This is a genomic window from Microbacterium sp. GCS4, from assembly GCF_001262495.1.
Lineage (GTDB): Bacteria > Actinomycetota > Actinomycetes > Actinomycetales > Microbacteriaceae > Microbacterium.
The window spans coordinates 67,148-83,400 of the sequence record NZ_LGYE01000001.1 but is presented as its reverse complement, the minus strand read 5'-3'; the positions used below and the strand labels follow the sequence as shown (position 1 = coordinate 83,400).

Here is a 16,253-nt window from a genome sequence, read left to right as displayed (position 1 = left end):
ACGAGGAAATCACAAGCGTGTGATTCGGGGACGCGAAGAGCCCCGGCCGCAGACGACCGGGGCTCTCCGTGTGAGGGGGCGCTCAGGCCTCGCTCATGGCCTGCTTGACCTGCTGGCCCTTGGCTGCGTAGTACGCGGCACGGGCGGCGTCGCGACGCGCCTGCTCGGCGTAACCGGCCTCGAGCACATCCTGCGGGACCTCGACGTTCGGCACGTCCTGGGTGCCGTTGTACTTCTCGATGTAGGCGTCGAGCTCGGGACCCGAGGTCCACGAGGTGATGAGGCAGTAGCGCGGCTCGGTGCCGACGTGCGTGGCCGCGTGCCACAGACGCTGCGTGTCGACGATGAGCTGAGCGCCGGCCGGCAGAGCGATGCGGTACTCGATGCTCGGGTCGGTGCGGTTCTCACGCAGGACGAAGAAGCTGTCCTTGTCGTCGGTGAGGTTGAAGAAGCCGCGCACCACCCAGCCGGTGCCGTCAGGGTTCAGACGGTTGTTGTCGTCCTGGTGGAGGTTGTAGAGGCACTCGCCGTAGGGAGTCGGCTGCAGCTCGATCACGCGGCAACGGCCGACGTTCGCACCGGGCTCCTGCGCGCGACGCGTGAGGTTCGGCGCCTTGGCGGTCTGCGAGTCGATCCAGACGCCGTCCTTGTCGGTGCGCGGCGGCTTGTGGTTCCAGAAGCCGTTGCACTCGATCTCGCCCTTCGCGCTCGCAAGCGGAGCGAAGCGCGTGTCGCCCGAGGACTTCCAGTCGTTGTACTCGATGTCGAGCCACTCCTTGGGGTCGAGCTCCTGGTTGTAGCTGTCGAGTACGACGAATCCCTTGTCTTCGAGCGCCTTCGAGGTGATGTATCCCATGATCGAGGTCATGTCCTTTCATCGGGGGCCAGCACGTTTTAACAGGCCCTGATAAGGCAAGCCTAACAGCGGGCGCTGGGAGCGCCGCGGGGGGCCGCCGTGAATAAGCGAATAGACTGAATCGAGCGCCAGGGCGACTCCCCGGCGCGCTGCGGTACGGGAGGACGAGACACCAGTATGAGCACTGCGACCAACGTCGAGGCGACAGCCGTCAACACGATCGATTGGCTCGCAGCAGACTCCACGACCATCGTCGTTCCGGTGTATCAGAGGCAGTACCGGTGGGACATCGGGGGCTGCGAACAGCTCCTCGCCGATGTGCGGGCGGTCGCACGCGAGGATTACTCCCACCGCCATTTCATCGGCTCGATCCTGTCCGCCGCGGACGACTCGGATGCCGACACGGACCTCGTCCTGATCGACGGCCAGCAGCGGATCACGACGCTCATGCTGCTCGTCGCCGCCCTCCAGCACGCAGTGCGCGACAGCGACCCCGACCTCGCCGCCGAGCTCTCGCGCGTGCTCGTGCGTCCGGACGATTCCGCCCGCACCAAGCTGCGCCCGCACGACGCCTGGGCCGAGCTGTACGAGTCGGTTGTGCTCGAGCGCGACGATCACGGCGACCGGGAATCGCGCTTCGACGACAACTACGCGTTCTTCCGCAGCCAGGTGCACGCCGACGAGGCGGCGTCGATCTGGCGCGGCCTGCGCAGGCTCGAGCACGTCTCGATCACGCTCGGCGCCGAGGCCAACGCGCAGCAGATCTTCGAGAGCCTGAACTCCACGGGTGAGCCGCTGCGCGATCACGAGCTCATCCACAACTACATCCTCATGGGGCTGACGCACTCCGAGCAGCTCGACGTCGAGGCGCGCTTCTGGCTGCCGATCGAACGCCACACGGGTGAGACGATCGGCGCGTTCTGGCGGCACTACCTCGTCATGACGACAGGTCGCGAGGTCGCCGCGAACGGCGAGCACGGCGTGTACAGCGCCTTCCGGCACTCCTTTCCCCGTGTGGACGTCAAGCACCTTCAGGCGGATGCCGAGGTCTGGCGCCATTACGCCGAGATCTACGGCATCCTGCTCGATCCCTCACTCGAGACCGATCCCGAGATCGCCGCGCAGCTCCGGGGTGTGAACACGTTCGGTCGCGCCGCCTACCCGCTCGTGCTCAGCGTGTACAGCGATCATGCACGGGGCCTGATCGAGCGCGCGGAGCTGCTGCAGACTCTCGAGTGGATCCAGGCGATGTACCTTCGCCGCACTCTCGTCAGCCTTCCGAACGAACGTCTCGTCGCCCGCCTGTGCCGTGCGCGCGCGAACGGCCGCGACGCCCTCGCGCGGGCCTTCGCACGCATCACGCCCTCCGACGAGCGGGTGAGCGCCGTGCTGAAGTACAGCGAGCTCCCCCACCCCGCCTACGTCCTCGGGCGCATCGAGGGGGTCGAGGACACGACCCACTACGACGTGGAGCACATCGTCCCGACGGTGCCGAGCGACAGCTGGTCGGGCGACGGGCAGCGGCCCTGGATCGACTACTCCGACGACGAGCGCAACGCCCATCGCGCCCTCGCTCCGACGCTGGGCAACCTGACGCTGCTCGAGCAGGATCTCGCGGAGCGCTGGTTCGGCGAGTCCTACGACGTCAAACGGTCGTCCGCCTACGCCCGCAGCTCCGTCGCAGAGACCGCTGCGCTCGCAGAGACCCCGACCTGGGGCACCGCGGCGATCTCGGCGCGGACCATCCGCCTGACTGCCGATCTCCTCCGCATCTGGGCACGGCCGGCGCTGCCCGAGATCGACGACGACGGCCTGACTCCCGTGCTCGACGCGGTGCGCCGCCGCGGCTGGCCCGCCGGCTGGGAGCGCGAGTTCGAGTACGTCGAGTACCGGGGCGAGCGCTGGGAGGTCTACGACGTCAAGCATATGTTCAACCGGGTGTTTCGGCGCGCCTGGACCGACACGCGCGACGCCGCCGTCACCTACTGCACAGCGCACGGCGGGCCGATCTACGACGCGACCGCGTGGAAGGGCCAGTGGGACCGGCTCGATGACACGCACCATCTGTACATGGGCTGGGACTCGAACTACATGATGAACGCGGTGCAGGGCGTCCTTGACGAGGCGGGCATCGCCTCCGAGGTCTTCGTGAAGTACTCCTATATCGGGAATGTGATGTGACATGACAGGCACCACCAGCATCCACCGCCTCCTCGATCTCGCGATCGAGGAGCACACCCTGACGCTGCCTCTCGTGTGGGACGATCCCGCCGACCCTCGCACGATCGACGTCTTCGCCCGCGTGGTGACGCGCGACGGGGGCGACCATCTCCCCTACCTCGTGTTCCTGCAGGGCGGGCCGGGCCACGAGGCGCCGCGACCGTTCCACGCCTCCACGGCGCCGACGTGGCTCGACGAGGCCCTCGCGCACTACCGGCTCGTGCTGCTCGACCAGCGCGGCACGGGGCTGTCGAGTCCTGTGGGCGATGACGCTCTCGCGCAGGGGTCCGCAGCCGTCGCCGAGTACCTCACACACCTGCGCGCCGACTCGATCGTGCGCGACTGCGAGGCGTTCCGCGAGCACCTGGGCGCCATCACCTGGAGCGTCCTCGGGCAGTCGTTCGGCGGGTTCACGACCCTCGCCTACCTGTCCACGCACGCCGACTCGCTCGCGGACGTCTACATCACCGGAGGCCTCAGCACGGTCGGTCGCCACCCCGACGAGGTCTACGCCCTCTGCTATGACAAGATGCGCTCGGCCTCGGCGCGCTACTACCGCCGCTTCCCCGCGCACCGCGACCGGATGCGCCGGCTCGTCGATCTCGCGGGCTCAGGCGAGATCATCCTGCCCGACGGAGAGGTGGTCTCCCCCTCGCGGCTGAGGTCGGTGGGGTCCGCGCTCGGCACGGACGACGGCTGGCAGACCGTGTGGTCGCTGCTGGAGCGCGACCCGTCGTCGAACGCGTTCCGGTACGACCTGCAGCACGCGATGCCGTTCGACGGGCGCAACCCGATGTACTTCGCGTTCCACGAGTCGAGCTACGCCGACGGTCAGGCGACTCGCTGGTCGGCCGAGCGCGTGGAGCCCGACGACTTCCGCGACGATGTGACGCTCTTCACGGGCGAGCACATCCGCCGGGAATGGACCGAGACGGTCCCGGCGTTCCAGCCGTGGCGCGACGTGGCCCTGGAACTCGCAGAGTTCGAATGGCCGCGCGTGTACGACGCCACCGCGATCGCGGCCTCCGGGGCCACGGGCGCTGCCGCGGTGTACGTGAACGACGTCTACGTGCCCGTGGAATTCTCGCTCGAGACCGCGAGCCTGCTGCCCGGCGTCGACCTGTGGGTGACGAGCGAGCACGAGCACAACGGACTCCGCTCCGGAGGCGTGCTCACGCGCCTCATCGATCTCGCGCACGGTCGCCGCATCCGCTGAACGTCATCCCGTGGGGGGACGCGATCGCTGCGGCCTCCCCGTAGCCTGGGTGTCATGGCCGAGACCGTGGGAATGCTCCTGACGATCGCGATCGTGCTCGTGGTGGTGATCGCGGTCGTCGTCGTGATCGTCGCGGTGTACTCGCGGCTGCCGCTCGAGCGCAAGTACGAGGGCCCGGGCGGCGGGCTGGGCGGCTCCTTCGAGGCCGTCTGGATGCCGTCGGCGCACGGTGCCGGCATGGAGCGCGACCGGCAGACGAAGCGCACGGCACCCGCTCCCGTCGCGGGGGATCCGCCGAACGGCATCCGCGGCGACCGCATCACCCTCGATCTCTGAGCCGCCCCCAAGCCCGTCTATTTGCGTCATATGGCGCAAACCGTTCGTCTATTCGCGCCGTTCGGCAGAAATAGACGGGCTGGGGACGGGCGGGGAAGGGGGCGGGAGATACGACGAAGGCCCCGGTTCCGAGGAACCGGGGCCTTCGCTGTGCGGAGTCCTTACTTGGAGGAGCCGCCGAAGCCCTTGAAGCGCTGGTTGAACTTCTCGACACGACCGGCCGAGTCCATGATGCGCTGCTTGCCCGTGTAGAACGGGTGCGAGGCCGAGGAGATCTCGACGTCGATCACCGGGTACTCGACACCGTCCAGCTCGATGGTCTTGTCGCCGGTGACGGTCGAACGGGTGAGGAAGGTCTCTCCCGAACCCAGGTCGCGGAACACGACGGCCTTGTACTCGGGGTGGATGTCAGTCTTCATGGGATTCCTTAGCTACTGCCCTGGATTGTGCCAGGGACGAGGGAAGTCTGCGGTGCGAATGCACCAAGGATCGATTCTATCAGATCGATTCTCGCAGTCCGCGCGAGAGCTCAGGACGCGGCTCGAGCGGCGTAGCGGCCGCCCTCGCTCGTGAGCGAGATCGGCATTCCGAAGGTCTCCCCCAGCGCCTCGGCGGTGAGAGTCTCGGCGATCGGACCCGCTGCGACGATGCCGCCGTCGCGGATCAGCAGGACGTGGGTGAACCCGACCGGGATCTCCTCGACGTGATGCGTGACCATGAGCATCGCCGGCGTGGTCGGCGCCGAGGCGTAGCCGCTGAGCAGCGCCAGGAGCTCCTCGCGCGAGCCCAGGTCGAGCGAGGCGGTCGGCTCGTCGAGCAGCAGGAGCTCGGGGTCCGTCATGACGGCTCGGGCGATCTGGACGCGCTTCTGCTCACCGTCGCTCAGCGTGCCGAACGTGCGGTCGGCGAGATGCTCGAGCCGCCAGTCGCCGAGCACCCGCAGCGCGCGCCGCTCGTCGATGTCCTCGTAGCTCTCGTTCCAGCGGCCGAGCACCGAGTACGCGGCCGTGAGCACGGTGTTCAGCACCGTCTCGTCGCGCGGGATGCGCTTGGCCATGGCCGACGATGCGAAGCCGATGCGCGGGCGCACCTCGAAGACGTCGGTGCGGCCCAGCGTCTCCCCCAGTACCGTGACGGTGCCGGCGGTCGGGTGCATCAGCGTGTCGGCGAGCTGCAGCAGCGTCGTCTTTCCCGCGCCGTTCGGCCCGAGGATGACCCAGCGCTGATCGTCGTCGACCCGCCAGGTCACGTGATCGATGATGTTGCGCCCCTCGCGGCGCACGACGACGTCGGTGAATTCCAGAGCGCTCGACATGCCCTCCAGCCTATCGGCTCAGGCGGTCAGCTCCGCGTACAGCGCGCGCGTGGTGTCGGCGATCGCCGCCCAGCTGAAGTCGTCGCGCGCGCGTTCCCGTCCGGCATCGCCGTACTCCCGCGCCCGGGCAGGATCCGTGGCGACCTCCGTGAGCACCGCCGCGAGGTCCGAGACGAAGCGGTCGGGGTCGACGGGTGTGCCCGTTCCGTCCTGCACCTGCTCGATCGGCACCAGTCTGCCCGTGACGCCGTCGACGACGACCTCGGGGATGCCGCCGGTCGCCGTGCCGACGACGGCCGCGCCGCACGCCATCGCCTCGAGGTTCACGATCCCGAGCGGCTCGTACACGGAGGGGCACACGAACGTCGTCGCAGCGGTGAGGATCGCGGACAGCTCGTCGCGCGGCAGCATCCGCTCGATCCACACCACACCGTCGCGGGTCTGCTGCAGAAGGCGGACGCCCTCCTGCACCTCCGCCATGATCTCGGGGGTGTCGGGCGCGCCCGCGCAGAGGATCAGCTGCACCTCGGGCGGGAGCAGCCGCGCGGCCCGCAGCAGGTACGGCAGCCCCTTCTGCCTGGTGATCCGTCCGACGAACACCACCGACGGCCGCGCCGGATCCATGCCGATGGACCGCAGGAATGCCTCGTCGTGCACGGGTCGCCACTTGTCGACATCGATCCCGTTGTGGATCACCCGCACCCTGGTCGGGTCGACGGCCGGGTAGCTGCGCAGGATGTCCGCCCGCATGCCGGCACTGACCGCGATGACGGCTGCGGCGTTCTCATAGGCGAGCTTCTCGATGCCGCCCGAGACCGCGTAGCCTCCGCCGAGCTGCTCGGCCTTCCACGGACGCAGGGGCTCGAGGCTGTGGGCGGTGAGCACGTGCGGGATGCCGTGCAGCTGCGAGGCGAGGTGCCCGGCGAAGTTCGCGTACCAGGTGTGGCTGTGCACGAGGTCGGCATCGGAGATCGCCGCGACGATCTCGAGATCGGTGCCGAGCGTCTGCAGGGCAGGGTTCGCGGACGCGAGACCCGCGGGCGTGCGATACGCGAAGGTGCCCGATTCGTCGCGCTCCGCGCCGAACGCCCGGACTGTCACATCGACCGTCTCGCGGAGCGCCGACACGAGCTCGGCGACGTGCACGCCGGCCCCTCCGTAGATCTCCGGCGGGTATTCCTTCGTGATCATCTCGACGCGCATTCTTAGACGCTAGTGACTCGCTTGTCCAGATGCTAGTTCCGCGAGGGCCGCGGCATCTAAGGTGGGGTCATGTCAGCACCAAAGAAGGTCTTCGGTATCATCCTCGCCGGCGGCGAGGGCAAGCGGCTCATGCCTCTGACCGCTGACCGGGCCAAACCCGCCGTACCGTTCGGCGGGCAGTACCGGTTGATCGACTTCGCGATCTCGAACCTCATAAACTCCGGCCTACGCCAGATCGTGGTGCTCACCCAGTACAAGTCCCACAGCCTCGACCGGCACATCTCGCAGACCTGGCGGATGTCCGCGCTGCTCGACTCCTACGTCGCGTCCGTCCCCGCCCAGCAGCGCCTCGGCAAGCGGTGGTTCTCCGGATCGGCCGACGCGATCCTGCAGAGCATGAACCTGCTGAATGACGAAAAGCCCGACATCGTCGTCGTGATCGGCGCCGACCACGTGTACCGGATGGACTTCCGCCAGATGCTGGAGGCTCACATCGAATCCGGGGCGAAGGCCACGGTCGCCGGCATCCGTCAGCCTCTCGCGCTCGCCTCGCAGTTCGGCGTGATCGACGCCGACACGGAGTCCGGCCGCATCCGGCAGTTCCTCGAGAAGCCGACGGATGCCGAGGGCCTCTCGGACTCCCCGCACGAGGTGCTCGCCTCGATGGGCAACTACATCTTCGACGCCGATGCGCTGATCGCGGCCGTCGAAGCCGATGGGGAGTCACCGACTTCGGGTCACGACATGGGCGGCGACATCGTGCCCTACTTCGTCGACCGCGGCGAAGCCGGGTACTACGACATGAAGCAGAACGAGGTGCCCGGCTCCTCGCCGCGCGACCGCTCGTACTGGCGGGACGTGGGGACGATCGACTCGTTCTACGACGCGCACCGCGACCTCATCGCGACCCTGCCTATCTTCAACCTCTACAACATGGAGTGGCCGATCCACTCGCAGGCGGTCAACTCGCCGCCCGCGAAGTTCGTGCGCGATTCGGTGGGCCGCATCGGCAACGCGATCGACTCGATCGTCTCGCTGGGCTCCGTGCTCTCCGGCACCCATCTGGAGCGCAGCGTCGTGGGCCCCTGGACTCTCGCGGGGGGCGGGTCCACGATCACGGATTCCGTGCTGTTCGACCATGTGCAGGTCGGGGCGGGCTCTCGTGTCCATCGCGCGATCCTCGACAAGAACGTCGTGCTCGCCGACGGGGCGACCGTGGGCGTGGATCGCGAACGCGACCTCGCGCGCGGCTTCACCGTGACCGAGTCCGGCATCACGGTCGTCGGCAAGGGCGTGTTCATCGAGCCGTGACCGGGCCGGGTCGGCGCGTGTCATGACGTCCGAGCGCGACGGTCCCGGTCGCTAGGCTCGACGGGTGACCTCCGCGCGCTTCCTCGTCGTCCTCGATGCAGACTCCACCCTGATCCGCAACGAGGTGATCGAGTTGATCGCCGACGAGGCCGGGCGCCGCGCCGAGGTGCAGGCCGCGACCGAGGCGGCGATGCGGGGTGAGGTCGATTTCGCGACGAGCCTGCGCTCCCGGGTCTCCGCTCTCGCCGGTGTCCCCCTCGCCGGGTTGGAGCGCGTGCGCGCCCGCGTCGAGCCGACACCGGGCGTGCACGCGCTGACCGCCGCGATCCATGCCCGTGGCGGAGTCGTGGGCGTCGTCTCCGGCGGCTTCCACGAGATCCTCGATCACATCGCGCCGGGACTCGGCGTCGACCGCTGGCGCGCCAACCGCCTGGATGTGCGGGACGGCGCGCTCTCGGGACGAGTCGACGGCGACATCGTGGATGCCGCGGCCAAGGCGGCGTCGCTGCAGGAGTGGGCGGGCGAGCTCGGCGTCCCCCGGCGCGCGACGATCGCGATCGGCGATGGCGCGAACGACCTCCTCATGATGGGCGTCGCAGGGCTCGGCCTCGCGTTCAACGCCAAGCCCGCTGTGCGCGCCGCCGCGAGCCTCGTGATCGGGCCGCAGGACCTGTCCGAGGTCATCCCGCTGCTGCCGTAGCGGATGTCGGTGGCCCCGTCTATCGTCGGGCCATGGACATCATCCTCATCCCCGGGCTGTGGCTCGACGCTGACAGCTGGAACGACGTGACCCCCGACCTCGAGCGTGCGGGACACACCGTGCACGCGCTCACCATGCCCGGGGTCGGAGCCTCGGCCGCGGACTCCGCCGAGATCGGCATCGCCGATTGGGTAGCCGCAGGTGTCGCCGCGGTGGACGCGATCGGCGGGCCGGTCGCCGTGGTCGGACACAGCGGCGGCGGCAACGTGGCATGGGGCGTCGCCGACGCCCGCCCGGACGCGGTCGCCCGCGTGGTGTTCGTCGATACCGTGCCGCCGCCCTCGGGTGCCGCGATCAGCGAGTTCGAGGTGGTGGACGGCGTGATCCCGTTCCCGGGGTGGGATTTCTTCCCCGCGGAGGACGTCGACGACCTCGACGAGGCGACCAGGGCTCGCACCGTCCCGCTCACCCGCAGCGTCCCGGCGAGGGTGCCGACCGATCCGGTGGTCCTCGACGGCGGCCGCCATCGTGTTCCAGTGACTCTGCTGATGGGCGGCCTCGACCACGAGACGCTGCTGTCGGAGCTCGACCAGTGGGGGTCTTACGGAGATGAGTTCCGTAACATCGCCGACACGGAGGTCGTGCGGATCGGCTCCGGGCACTGGCCGCAGTTCTCGGTTCCGGACCGTCTGGCGGAGCTCATCGACTCGGCGGTCTCCCGACGCTCCTGAGCGGCGGAAGAGTCACCCGGGGCTGTCATCCCGGCAACGAGAAACGTGCGCGGTCAGTGCCCCATGCCGAGGCCGCCGTCGACCGGGATCACGGCGCCGGAGATGTAGCCCGCGTCGTCGCCCGCGAGCCAGGTCACGACTCCTGCGACCTCGTCGGCCGTCGCGAAGCGACCGGCGGGGATGTTCGCCTTGTACTGCGCCTGGGTTTCCTCGGGGAGTTCGGCGGTCATGTCGGTCTCGATGAATCCGGGGGCGACGACGTTGGCCGTGATGCCTCGACCGCCGAGTTCGCGCGTGATCGATCGCGCGAAGCCGACCAGGGCGCTCTTGGACGCCGCATAGTTGGCCTGACCGGCCGAGCCGTACAGTCCGACGACGCTCGAGATGAGGATGATGCGGCCGAAGCGTGCGCGGAGCATGCCCTTCGACGCGCGCTTGACGACGCGGAAGCTTCCGCCGAGGTTCGTCGCGACCACGCTGTCGAAGTCGTCCTCGCTCATGCGCAGGAGGAGCGTGTCCTTCGTGATTCCCGCATTCGCGACGAGGACCTCGACCGGCCCGAGCTGCTGCTCGACCTCGGTGAAGGCTGCGTCGAGCGACGCGGAGTCGGTCACGTCAGCGCGAACGGTCAGGGTCCCGTCGGGTCCCTCGCCGCTGCGGGCGGTGACAGCCACGCGGTAGCCGTCGCGGACGAAGCGCTCGGCGATGGCCCGGCCGATGCCGCGGTTGCCGCCGGTGACGAGGACGACGCGCTCAGAACTCATTTCCACTCCAGATCTGGCCGCACGGGTCGACGGCCGGGTCGCCATCGATCCTAGTCGTCGGCCAGGGGACGTCACCCGACTCATGTTTGACAGCATGCAGGTACGCCTGGAACGCTGAACGCGACGAAAGGCACGAGCGTGAGCGACAACAGCATCCCCACCTCCTCCGACGGGCAGCGGCCAACGCCGCCGCCTCCAGCCGCACCGCTGGCTCCGCCGTACCAAGCCACGCCCGCGTACCCACCGGCGCCCACGTACCCGCAGACGGCGTCGTACCCACAGAATCCGCCGTACCCGCAGAACCCGACGTACCCGACAGGGTCTCCGACCCAGGCGTATCCGGGCGCGGCGCCCACACCCGCACCGGCATACGGCAGCGCCCCTGCGCAGCCGGTGTACCCGGCAGGTTCGTACGCCCAGCCCGGCGCCTACCAGGTCCCGGCACACCCCGCGACGATCTATCCCGCGCAGCGTCCGAACAGCGGCCTCGCGATCACCTCGCTCATCTGCGGCATCGCGGGCGTCGTCCTCGGTGGCGTCTTCTTCTGGTTGATCCTGCCGTTGCTGATCCCCATCGTCGCGGTGATCACGGGACATATGGCCCTTCGACAGACCAAGGCGAACCCCGCGATCGGTGGACGCGGCATGGCCTTCGCAGGGCTCATCATGGGCTACGTCATGGTCGGGTTCCTCCTCCTCGGGATCGTGATGACCGTCATCAGCTTCCTGTTCGTCGGCGCCTTCACGCTGCCTTTCGTCTTCGCCACCTGAGACCTCGACACGGCGCGGCGAGCGGCCGCGTGAACGCGCCGGATCGGCATGCCGCGCGCCTCATTGCGGCGTAGGCTGGACTCATCGTGAAGAGCAAGCGTCTGACACCCGCTGTCACCTCCCTGCCGCAGTCGCCGCAGGCCGAGAGTGATCACCGTGTGCGCCGCTACGCCCTGACGATGACGATCCGCATCGTCTGCTTCGGTCTCATGATGTTCGTGCAGCCTTACGGCTGGTACACGTGGGTCTTCGCGTCCGCCGCCGCCGTGCTGCCGTACATCGCCGTGGTCTTCGCGAATGCGGGCAGCGACAGCACCGAGACGACGGCCGAATCGCCCGTGCAGGAGATCGAGGCTCCTCGGCGTCCGGAGTCCGAGGACGTCCGGACGTCGGAGACCGCGGACCCGTGGATCATCACGATCCATGAGAGCGGCCAGGATCGAGCGTGACCGGGCTCGAATGCTCGCGTGCCGGATGCCGGGACGCGGCCGTATCCCAGGTGGTGTGGCGCAACCCGCGCATTCACGCCGCTGATCGGGAGAAGATCTGGCTCGCGTGCCCCGAGCACGTGTCGTTCCTCCGCGACTACCTCGCCGCACGCGACTTCCCGGTGACGGTCCGCGACCTTCCTGCGGCAGCGACGGACGGAGCTCTCTCATGAGCGCCCGCCTGCGGCGGTGGAGCGTCTACGTGCTCATCGCCATCGGCTTCGCCGTCGCGTGCGCCTTCCTGTCGCACTGGCAGTTCGAGCGCAACGAGTCACGAGCCGAGCAGATCGCCCTGGTCGAGAAGAACTACGATGCCGAGCCCGTGCCGCTCGCCGACCTCATCGGCGCCGATGGGCAGCTCGACGCCGGCGACGTGTGGCACCCCGTCCTGCTCCAGGGCGAGTACCTCGCCGATGAGCAGCTCCTCGTTCGCAATCGTCCGCACGGCGGCACCAGCGCGTTCGAGGTGCTCGTACCCTTCCGGGACGTCGATGGGCGCGTGTTCATCGTCGACCGCGGGTGGGTCCCGCCGGGCGACGGCGACTCCCCGGATGCCGTGCCCGCACCGCCGTCTGGCGAGGTCGAGGTCGTCGTGCGTCTGCGACCCGGTGAACAGCTCCCGGCCTCCGGTCGCGGTGCCCCCGAGGGACAGGTTCCCACGATCCATCTGCCGTCCATCGCAGACCTCGTGGGCGAGGACGTCGTCACCGGCGCCTATGGACAGATCGTGAGCGAGGACCCGGCACCTGACGCCGCACTCGGGGGCTTCGACTCCCCCACCGACGACCCGGGACCGCATCTGTCGTATGCGATCCAGTGGATCCTGTTCGCGATCATGGGCTTCATCTTCATCGGCTACATCATCCGCACCGAGGTCATGAAGCATCGCGAAGAGGTCGAGGGCCGCCCGGCACCCGAGAAGAAGCCGCGGCGACGCGATGCGGATGCCGACATCGAGGACGAGCTGCTCGACGCACGCTGATCGGTTGACTGTCGGGGATCCCCGCTCAGTCGACGGCGACGGTGTGCGACCAACCGGTCTCGGCCGGCACATAGACGACACGGGTGTGGCGGCGGTCTCGCGATCCCTGCCAGAACTCGATGCGATCGGGAACGATGCGCCAGAGCACCCAATCCCCGTCGGCGACGCGCGCCTGGGCGGCCCGTGACCGAGCCGCGAGATCGACGGCGCTCTCTCGAGCAGTCGCTTCTTCGATTCGACCGCGCACCCGCACGGCGCGCACCTGCGGCTGCCACCAGAAGTTCAGCGCCGCGGCCGGGGCGGCGGCGAGCTGTGCAGCTTTCCGCGACGACCGGGTGCTCGCGATCGCCCATCCGCGCTCGTCGACCCGCTTGAGGATGAGGGTCCGCGCGTCCGGCACGCCCTCGGCATCCACCGTCGCGAGCGTGGCCGTGTGCGGCTCGGGGACCGCGGCGGCATCCGCCGCCTCCATCCACTCGGCGAAGAGGACTGCCGGGTCCTCCGGCAGCGCTTCGAGATCCCACTCGGGCGCGTCACCGGTGAGGGCGTGCCTGCCGCGCAACCCGTCGTTGAGCCTGGTGTCGAGCGTCGAGTCGTCGTGCGTCACGGTTCGAGCCTAGGACACGCGTGCACGCGACGACCGAGCCGGTCAGGCGAGCTCGATCAGCTCCTGGTACTCCTGGTTCCAGATGTCCTCGACGCCGTCGGGCAGGATGAGCACCCGCTCGGGGTTGAGGGACTGCACGGCGCCCGGGTCGTGCGACACCAGCACCACGGCACCCTCGTAATGCGCGAGCGCACCGAGGATCTCTTCGCGCGAAGCGGGGTCGAGGTTGTTGGTCGGCTCGTCCAGGAGCAGCAGGTTCGCGGAAGAAACGACGAGCGTCGCGAGCGACAGACGCGTCTTCTCCCCGCCCGACAGCACGCCGGCCGGCTTCAGGACGTCGTCTCCCGTGAACAGGAACGATCCGAGCACCTTGCGAGCCTCGGTCTCGGTGATGTGCGGGGCGGCCGACACCATGTTCTCGAGAACGGACCGGTTCACGTCGAGGTTCTCGTGCTCCTGCGCGTAGTAGCCGACCTTGAGGCCGTGTCCCGGCTCGAGCTGGCCGGTGTCGGGCTTGTCGACTCCGGCGAGCATCCGCAGCAGGGTGGTCTTGCCGGCGCCGTTGAGTCCGAGCACGACGACCTTGGAGCCGCGATCGATCGCGAGGTCGACGTCCGTGAAGATCTCGAGCGATCCGTAGGACTTCGACAGTCCGGATGCCATAAGCGGCGTCTTGCCGCACGCGGCGGGCTTCGGGAACCGCAGCTTCGCGACGCGATCCTCCTGGCGCACATCGTCGAGTCCGGCGAGGAGCTTCTCTGCACGCGCGATCATCTGGTGCGCGGCGGCGGCCTTCGAGGCCTTGGCACCGAAGCGCGCGGCCTGCTGCTGAAGGGTGGTCGCCTTCTTCTCGGCGTTCGCGCGCTCCTTCTTGCGACGCTCCTCGTCGGCGGCGCGCTGACGCAGGTAGTTCTTCCAGTTCATGTTGTACGCGTCGATGACCTGACGGTTCGCATCGAGGTAGAACACCCGGTTCACGGTCTCGCCGACGAGCTCCACGTCGTGGCTGATCACGATCAGCCCGCCCTTGTAGTTCTTCAGGAACTCGCGCAGCCACACGACGCTGTCGGCGTCGAGGTGGTTCGTCGGCTCATCGAGGATCATCGTGTCGGCATCCGAGAACAGGATGCGGGCGAGCTCGATGCGGCGGCGCTGGCCCCCCGAGAGCGTCTTGAGCGGCTGGTCAAGGATGCGGTCGGGAAGCGACAGATTGTTCGCGATCGACGCGGCCTCGGCCTCGGCCGCGTATCCGCCCTGGCCCTCGAACTGCTCGGTGAGGCGCGCGTAGCGCTTCATCGCCTTATCGGCGACGGCCGGGTCGTCCGATCCCATCGCGACGGTCGCCTCTGCCATCCCGAGCGCCAGGCTGCCGAGGCCGCGGGCGTCGAGGATGCGGGTGCGGGCGAGCATCTCCGGATCGCCGGAGCGCGGGTCCTGCGGGAGGTAGCCCAGTTCGCCCGACCGCGTGACGCTGCCGCCGGAGGGCAGCACATCGCCGGCGAGCACCTTGGTCAGAGTGGTCTTGCCCGCTCCGTTGCGTCCGACGAGTCCGATCTTGTCGCCGTCGTTGACGCGGAACGACACGTTCTCCATGAGGAGGCGTGCGCCCACGCGGATCTCGAGTTCGTGCACGGCGAGCACAGCGGATGTCCGTTCGTCAGAGGGGGAAGCAGGTCGAGCGACCAGCCTCCCAGTATAGATCGCCCAGCTGGGTGCTCAGTCGAAGTACAGCCGGTGGTGCAGACGGCATCCGGGGTTGAAGCCCGCCGCGCACTGCGGGCAGGCGTCCGCGTCGAGGTAGGCGTCGATCCGCAGGCGGGACCCGCAGACCCCGCAGAGCACGGCTTCTTCGTGACGGTCCTCCACAGGCCACTGCGCTGCGGGGTGATCCGCGATCGTCGCATGGCACTCGTGGCACGGGTACCACTCCCCGCAGCACGCGAAGCGCAGGGCGATCACGTCGAGCGGGCCGTGATAGTGCTCGCAGCGCGTCTCGTCGTCGACCAGAAGACCGAGCACGAGTGTCTCGCCGACCAGCGCGGACCTCTGCGAAGTCACTCTGCGGAGTGATGCGGTCGATACTCCGGGGTGATGCTTCACGACCCTCCTGCTTCCTAGCCTTCTCGGGTGGATGTTATCAACGAGCTCATTCTGCAGACCGTCGCGTCGCCGTGGCTGTACCTCGTGCTGTTCGTCGTGACCGTGATCGACGGATTCTTCCCGCCCGTGCCCAGCGAGACGGTGCTCGTCGCGGCGGCTGCCGTCGCGGCGTCGACAGGGGCGCTGTGGATGCTGCTCCCGCTGGGTCTCATCGCGGCGGTCGGGGCGGCGATCGGCGACAACATCGCCTTCGCGATCGGGCGTCGCGTCGGCACCACACGCTGGGCATGGATGCGGCGCCCGCGGGTCTCCGCCGCGTTCGCCCATGCGCACCACGCTCTCGATCGGCGCAGCGCCGCGCTGATCCTCGGCGCACGGTACATCCCGGTCGGGCGGGTCGCGGTGAACATGTCGGCGGGCGCTCTCGGTTTCGCCTGGCGTCGCTTCGTGCCGCTGAGTCTCGTCGCCGGCACGAGCTGGAGCGCTCTGAGCCTCGCGATCGGCCTCCTCGCCGGCGCCTGGATCACGGATCAGCCGCTCCTCAGCGCGGGCATCGGGATCGCGGTCGCGCTGCTCCTCGGTCTCGTGATCGACCGCATCACGGCAGCCCGGCGCCGCCGCGACCCCGTACCGCACCTGGCAGGATGACTGTC

19 protein-coding genes are annotated in these 16,253 nt (G+C 68.8%); 11 read left to right on the top strand and 8 right to left on the bottom strand.

What is annotated here, in order from left to right; translation table 11 throughout:
* Positions 1 to 82: 82 nt before the first annotated feature.
* Positions 83 to 856: a hypothetical protein gene (locus AKH00_RS00430; RefSeq protein WP_050721962.1), complete on the bottom strand. Its 774-nt coding sequence runs from the start codon at positions 854 to 856 to the stop codon at positions 83 to 85.
* A gap of 177 nt (positions 857 to 1,033) precedes the next feature.
* On the opposite strand from AKH00_RS00430, the gene AKH00_RS00425 reads away from it, so the two are divergent.
* Genes AKH00_RS00425 through AKH00_RS00415 form a run of 3 tightly spaced genes read left to right on the top strand, consistent with a single transcriptional unit; the run spans position 1,034 to position 4,628 of the window.
* Positions 1,034 to 3,037 (top strand): DUF262 domain-containing protein, encoded by a 2,004-nt coding sequence (locus tag AKH00_RS00425; protein ID WP_050720767.1) that lies wholly within the window; start codon positions 1,034 to 1,036, stop codon positions 3,035 to 3,037.
* Position 3,038: 1 nt separating this feature from the next.
* The gene (locus AKH00_RS00420) at positions 3,039 to 4,292 is read left to right on the top strand and encodes an alpha/beta fold hydrolase (protein ID WP_050720766.1); all 1,254 of its coding nucleotides are present in this window, start codon (positions 3,039 to 3,041) and stop codon (positions 4,290 to 4,292) included.
* Between the two features lie 54 nt (positions 4,293 to 4,346).
* Entirely contained in the window at positions 4,347 to 4,628 is a 282-nt protein-coding gene (locus AKH00_RS00415) for a hypothetical protein (RefSeq protein ID WP_050720765.1), read from the top strand.
* A gap of 161 nt (positions 4,629 to 4,789) precedes the next feature.
* On the opposite strand, the gene AKH00_RS00410 is transcribed toward AKH00_RS00415, so the two are convergent.
* From AKH00_RS00410 to glgA, 3 genes are all read right to left on the bottom strand, one after another.
* Complete coding sequence (locus AKH00_RS00410) at positions 4,790 to 5,047, bottom strand: type B 50S ribosomal protein L31 (RefSeq protein WP_028501712.1); 258 nt, start codon at positions 5,045 to 5,047, stop codon at positions 4,790 to 4,792.
* 110 nt (positions 5,048 to 5,157) lie between these two features.
* Complete coding sequence (locus AKH00_RS00405; protein ID WP_050720764.1) at positions 5,158 to 5,943, bottom strand: ABC transporter ATP-binding protein; 786 nt, start codon at positions 5,941 to 5,943, stop codon at positions 5,158 to 5,160.
* An 18-nt stretch (positions 5,944 to 5,961) separates the two neighbouring features.
* Complete coding sequence (gene glgA / locus AKH00_RS00400; protein ID WP_050720763.1) at positions 5,962 to 7,146, bottom strand: glycogen synthase; 1,185 nt, start codon at positions 7,144 to 7,146, stop codon at positions 5,962 to 5,964.
* A gap of 69 nt (positions 7,147 to 7,215) precedes the next feature.
* Between glgA and AKH00_RS00395 the strand changes: the two genes are divergently transcribed.
* The 3 genes from AKH00_RS00395 (at position 7,216) to AKH00_RS00385 (ending at position 9,888) form a co-directional block, all read left to right on the top strand.
* Entirely contained in the window at positions 7,216 to 8,457 is a 1,242-nt protein-coding gene (locus tag AKH00_RS00395; RefSeq protein ID WP_050720762.1) for a glucose-1-phosphate adenylyltransferase, read from the top strand.
* 64 nt (positions 8,458 to 8,521) lie between these two features.
* Entirely contained in the window at positions 8,522 to 9,157 is a 636-nt protein-coding gene (gene serB / locus AKH00_RS00390) for a phosphoserine phosphatase SerB (protein WP_050720761.1), read from the top strand.
* A 32-nt stretch (positions 9,158 to 9,189) separates the two neighbouring features.
* Positions 9,190 to 9,888: an alpha/beta fold hydrolase gene (locus AKH00_RS00385; RefSeq protein WP_050720760.1), complete on the top strand. Its 699-nt coding sequence runs from the start codon at positions 9,190 to 9,192 to the stop codon at positions 9,886 to 9,888.
* Positions 9,889 to 9,941: 53 nt separating this feature from the next.
* Here AKH00_RS00385 and AKH00_RS00380 read toward each other — a convergent pair whose 3' ends face one another.
* On the bottom strand, positions 9,942 to 10,652 hold the full coding sequence (locus AKH00_RS00380; RefSeq protein WP_050720759.1) for a beta-ketoacyl-ACP reductase: 711 nt from the start codon (positions 10,650 to 10,652) through the stop codon (positions 9,942 to 9,944).
* A gap of 138 nt (positions 10,653 to 10,790) precedes the next feature.
* On the opposite strand from AKH00_RS00380, the gene AKH00_RS17515 reads away from it, so the two are divergent.
* From AKH00_RS17515 to AKH00_RS00360, 4 genes are all read left to right on the top strand, one after another.
* Positions 10,791 to 11,423: a DUF4190 domain-containing protein gene (locus AKH00_RS17515; protein WP_200903775.1), complete on the top strand. Its 633-nt coding sequence runs from the start codon at positions 10,791 to 10,793 to the stop codon at positions 11,421 to 11,423.
* A gap of 86 nt (positions 11,424 to 11,509) precedes the next feature.
* A complete protein-coding gene (locus AKH00_RS00370; protein WP_050720757.1) occupies positions 11,510 to 11,872 on the top strand; it encodes a DUF3099 domain-containing protein in 363 nt (120 codons plus the stop codon).
* Complete coding sequence (locus AKH00_RS00365) at positions 11,869 to 12,084, top strand: hypothetical protein (RefSeq protein WP_050720756.1); 216 nt, start codon at positions 11,869 to 11,871, stop codon at positions 12,082 to 12,084. The genes AKH00_RS00370 and AKH00_RS00365 overlap by 4 nt, the downstream gene beginning before the upstream one ends.
* Positions 12,081 to 12,893: an SURF1 family cytochrome oxidase biogenesis protein gene (locus AKH00_RS00360; RefSeq protein WP_050720755.1), complete on the top strand. Its 813-nt coding sequence runs from the start codon at positions 12,081 to 12,083 to the stop codon at positions 12,891 to 12,893. Before AKH00_RS00365 ends, AKH00_RS00360 begins: the two co-directional genes overlap by 4 nt.
* A 25-nt stretch (positions 12,894 to 12,918) precedes the next feature.
* Here AKH00_RS00360 and AKH00_RS00355 read toward each other — a convergent pair whose 3' ends face one another.
* The 3 genes from AKH00_RS00355 to AKH00_RS00345 all read right to left on the bottom strand — a co-directional run bounded on the left by AKH00_RS00355 (position 12,919) and on the right by AKH00_RS00345 (position 15,558).
* Positions 12,919 to 13,500: a pyridoxamine 5'-phosphate oxidase family protein gene (locus tag AKH00_RS00355; protein ID WP_235556638.1), complete on the bottom strand. Its 582-nt coding sequence runs from the start codon at positions 13,498 to 13,500 to the stop codon at positions 12,919 to 12,921.
* A gap of 42 nt (positions 13,501 to 13,542) precedes the next feature.
* Positions 13,543 to 15,141 (bottom strand): ABC-F family ATP-binding cassette domain-containing protein, encoded by a 1,599-nt coding sequence (locus AKH00_RS00350; RefSeq protein WP_050720754.1) that lies wholly within the window; start codon positions 15,139 to 15,141, stop codon positions 13,543 to 13,545.
* Between the two features lie 75 nt (positions 15,142 to 15,216).
* Positions 15,217 to 15,558 carry a CHY zinc finger protein gene (locus AKH00_RS00345; RefSeq protein ID WP_235556637.1) on the bottom strand — a complete coding sequence of 114 codons (342 nt, stop codon included), beginning with the start codon at positions 15,556 to 15,558 and terminating at the stop codon, positions 15,217 to 15,219.
* Between the two features lie 69 nt (positions 15,559 to 15,627).
* On the opposite strand from AKH00_RS00345, the gene AKH00_RS00340 reads away from it, so the two are divergent.
* Positions 15,628 to 16,248: a DedA family protein gene (locus AKH00_RS00340; RefSeq protein WP_050720753.1), complete on the top strand. Its 621-nt coding sequence runs from the start codon at positions 15,628 to 15,630 to the stop codon at positions 16,246 to 16,248.
* Positions 16,249 to 16,253 lie beyond the last annotated feature (5 nt).

Bases quoted from the DNA above. Each gene is read 5' to 3' on its own strand.
- AKH00_RS00425 (WP_050720767.1), top strand. From the start codon at position 1,034: ATGAGCACTGCGACCAACGTCGAGGCGACAGCCGTCAACACGATCGAT.
- AKH00_RS00385 (WP_050720760.1), top strand. From the start codon at position 9,190: ATGGACATCATCCTCATCCCCGGGCTGTGGCTCGACGCTGACAGCTGG.
- glgA (WP_050720763.1), bottom strand. From the start codon at position 7,146: ATGCGCGTCGAGATGATCACGAAGGAATACCCGCCGGAGATCTACGGA.
- AKH00_RS00380 (WP_050720759.1), bottom strand. From the start codon at position 10,652: ATGAGTTCTGAGCGCGTCGTCCTCGTCACCGGCGGCAACCGCGGCATC.
- AKH00_RS00360 (WP_050720755.1), top strand. From the start codon at position 12,081: ATGAGCGCCCGCCTGCGGCGGTGGAGCGTCTACGTGCTCATCGCCATC.
- AKH00_RS00415 (WP_050720765.1), top strand. From the start codon at position 4,347: ATGGCCGAGACCGTGGGAATGCTCCTGACGATCGCGATCGTGCTCGTG.
- AKH00_RS00410 (WP_028501712.1), bottom strand. From the start codon at position 5,047: ATGAAGACTGACATCCACCCCGAGTACAAGGCCGTCGTGTTCCGCGAC.
- AKH00_RS00420 (WP_050720766.1), top strand. From the start codon at position 3,039: ATGACAGGCACCACCAGCATCCACCGCCTCCTCGATCTCGCGATCGAG.
- AKH00_RS00430 (WP_050721962.1), bottom strand. From the start codon at position 856: ATGGGATACATCACCTCGAAGGCGCTCGAAGACAAGGGATTCGTCGTA.
- AKH00_RS00395 (WP_050720762.1), top strand. From the start codon at position 7,216: ATGTCAGCACCAAAGAAGGTCTTCGGTATCATCCTCGCCGGCGGCGAG.
- AKH00_RS00405 (WP_050720764.1), bottom strand. From the start codon at position 5,943: ATGTCGAGCGCTCTGGAATTCACCGACGTCGTCGTGCGCCGCGAGGGG.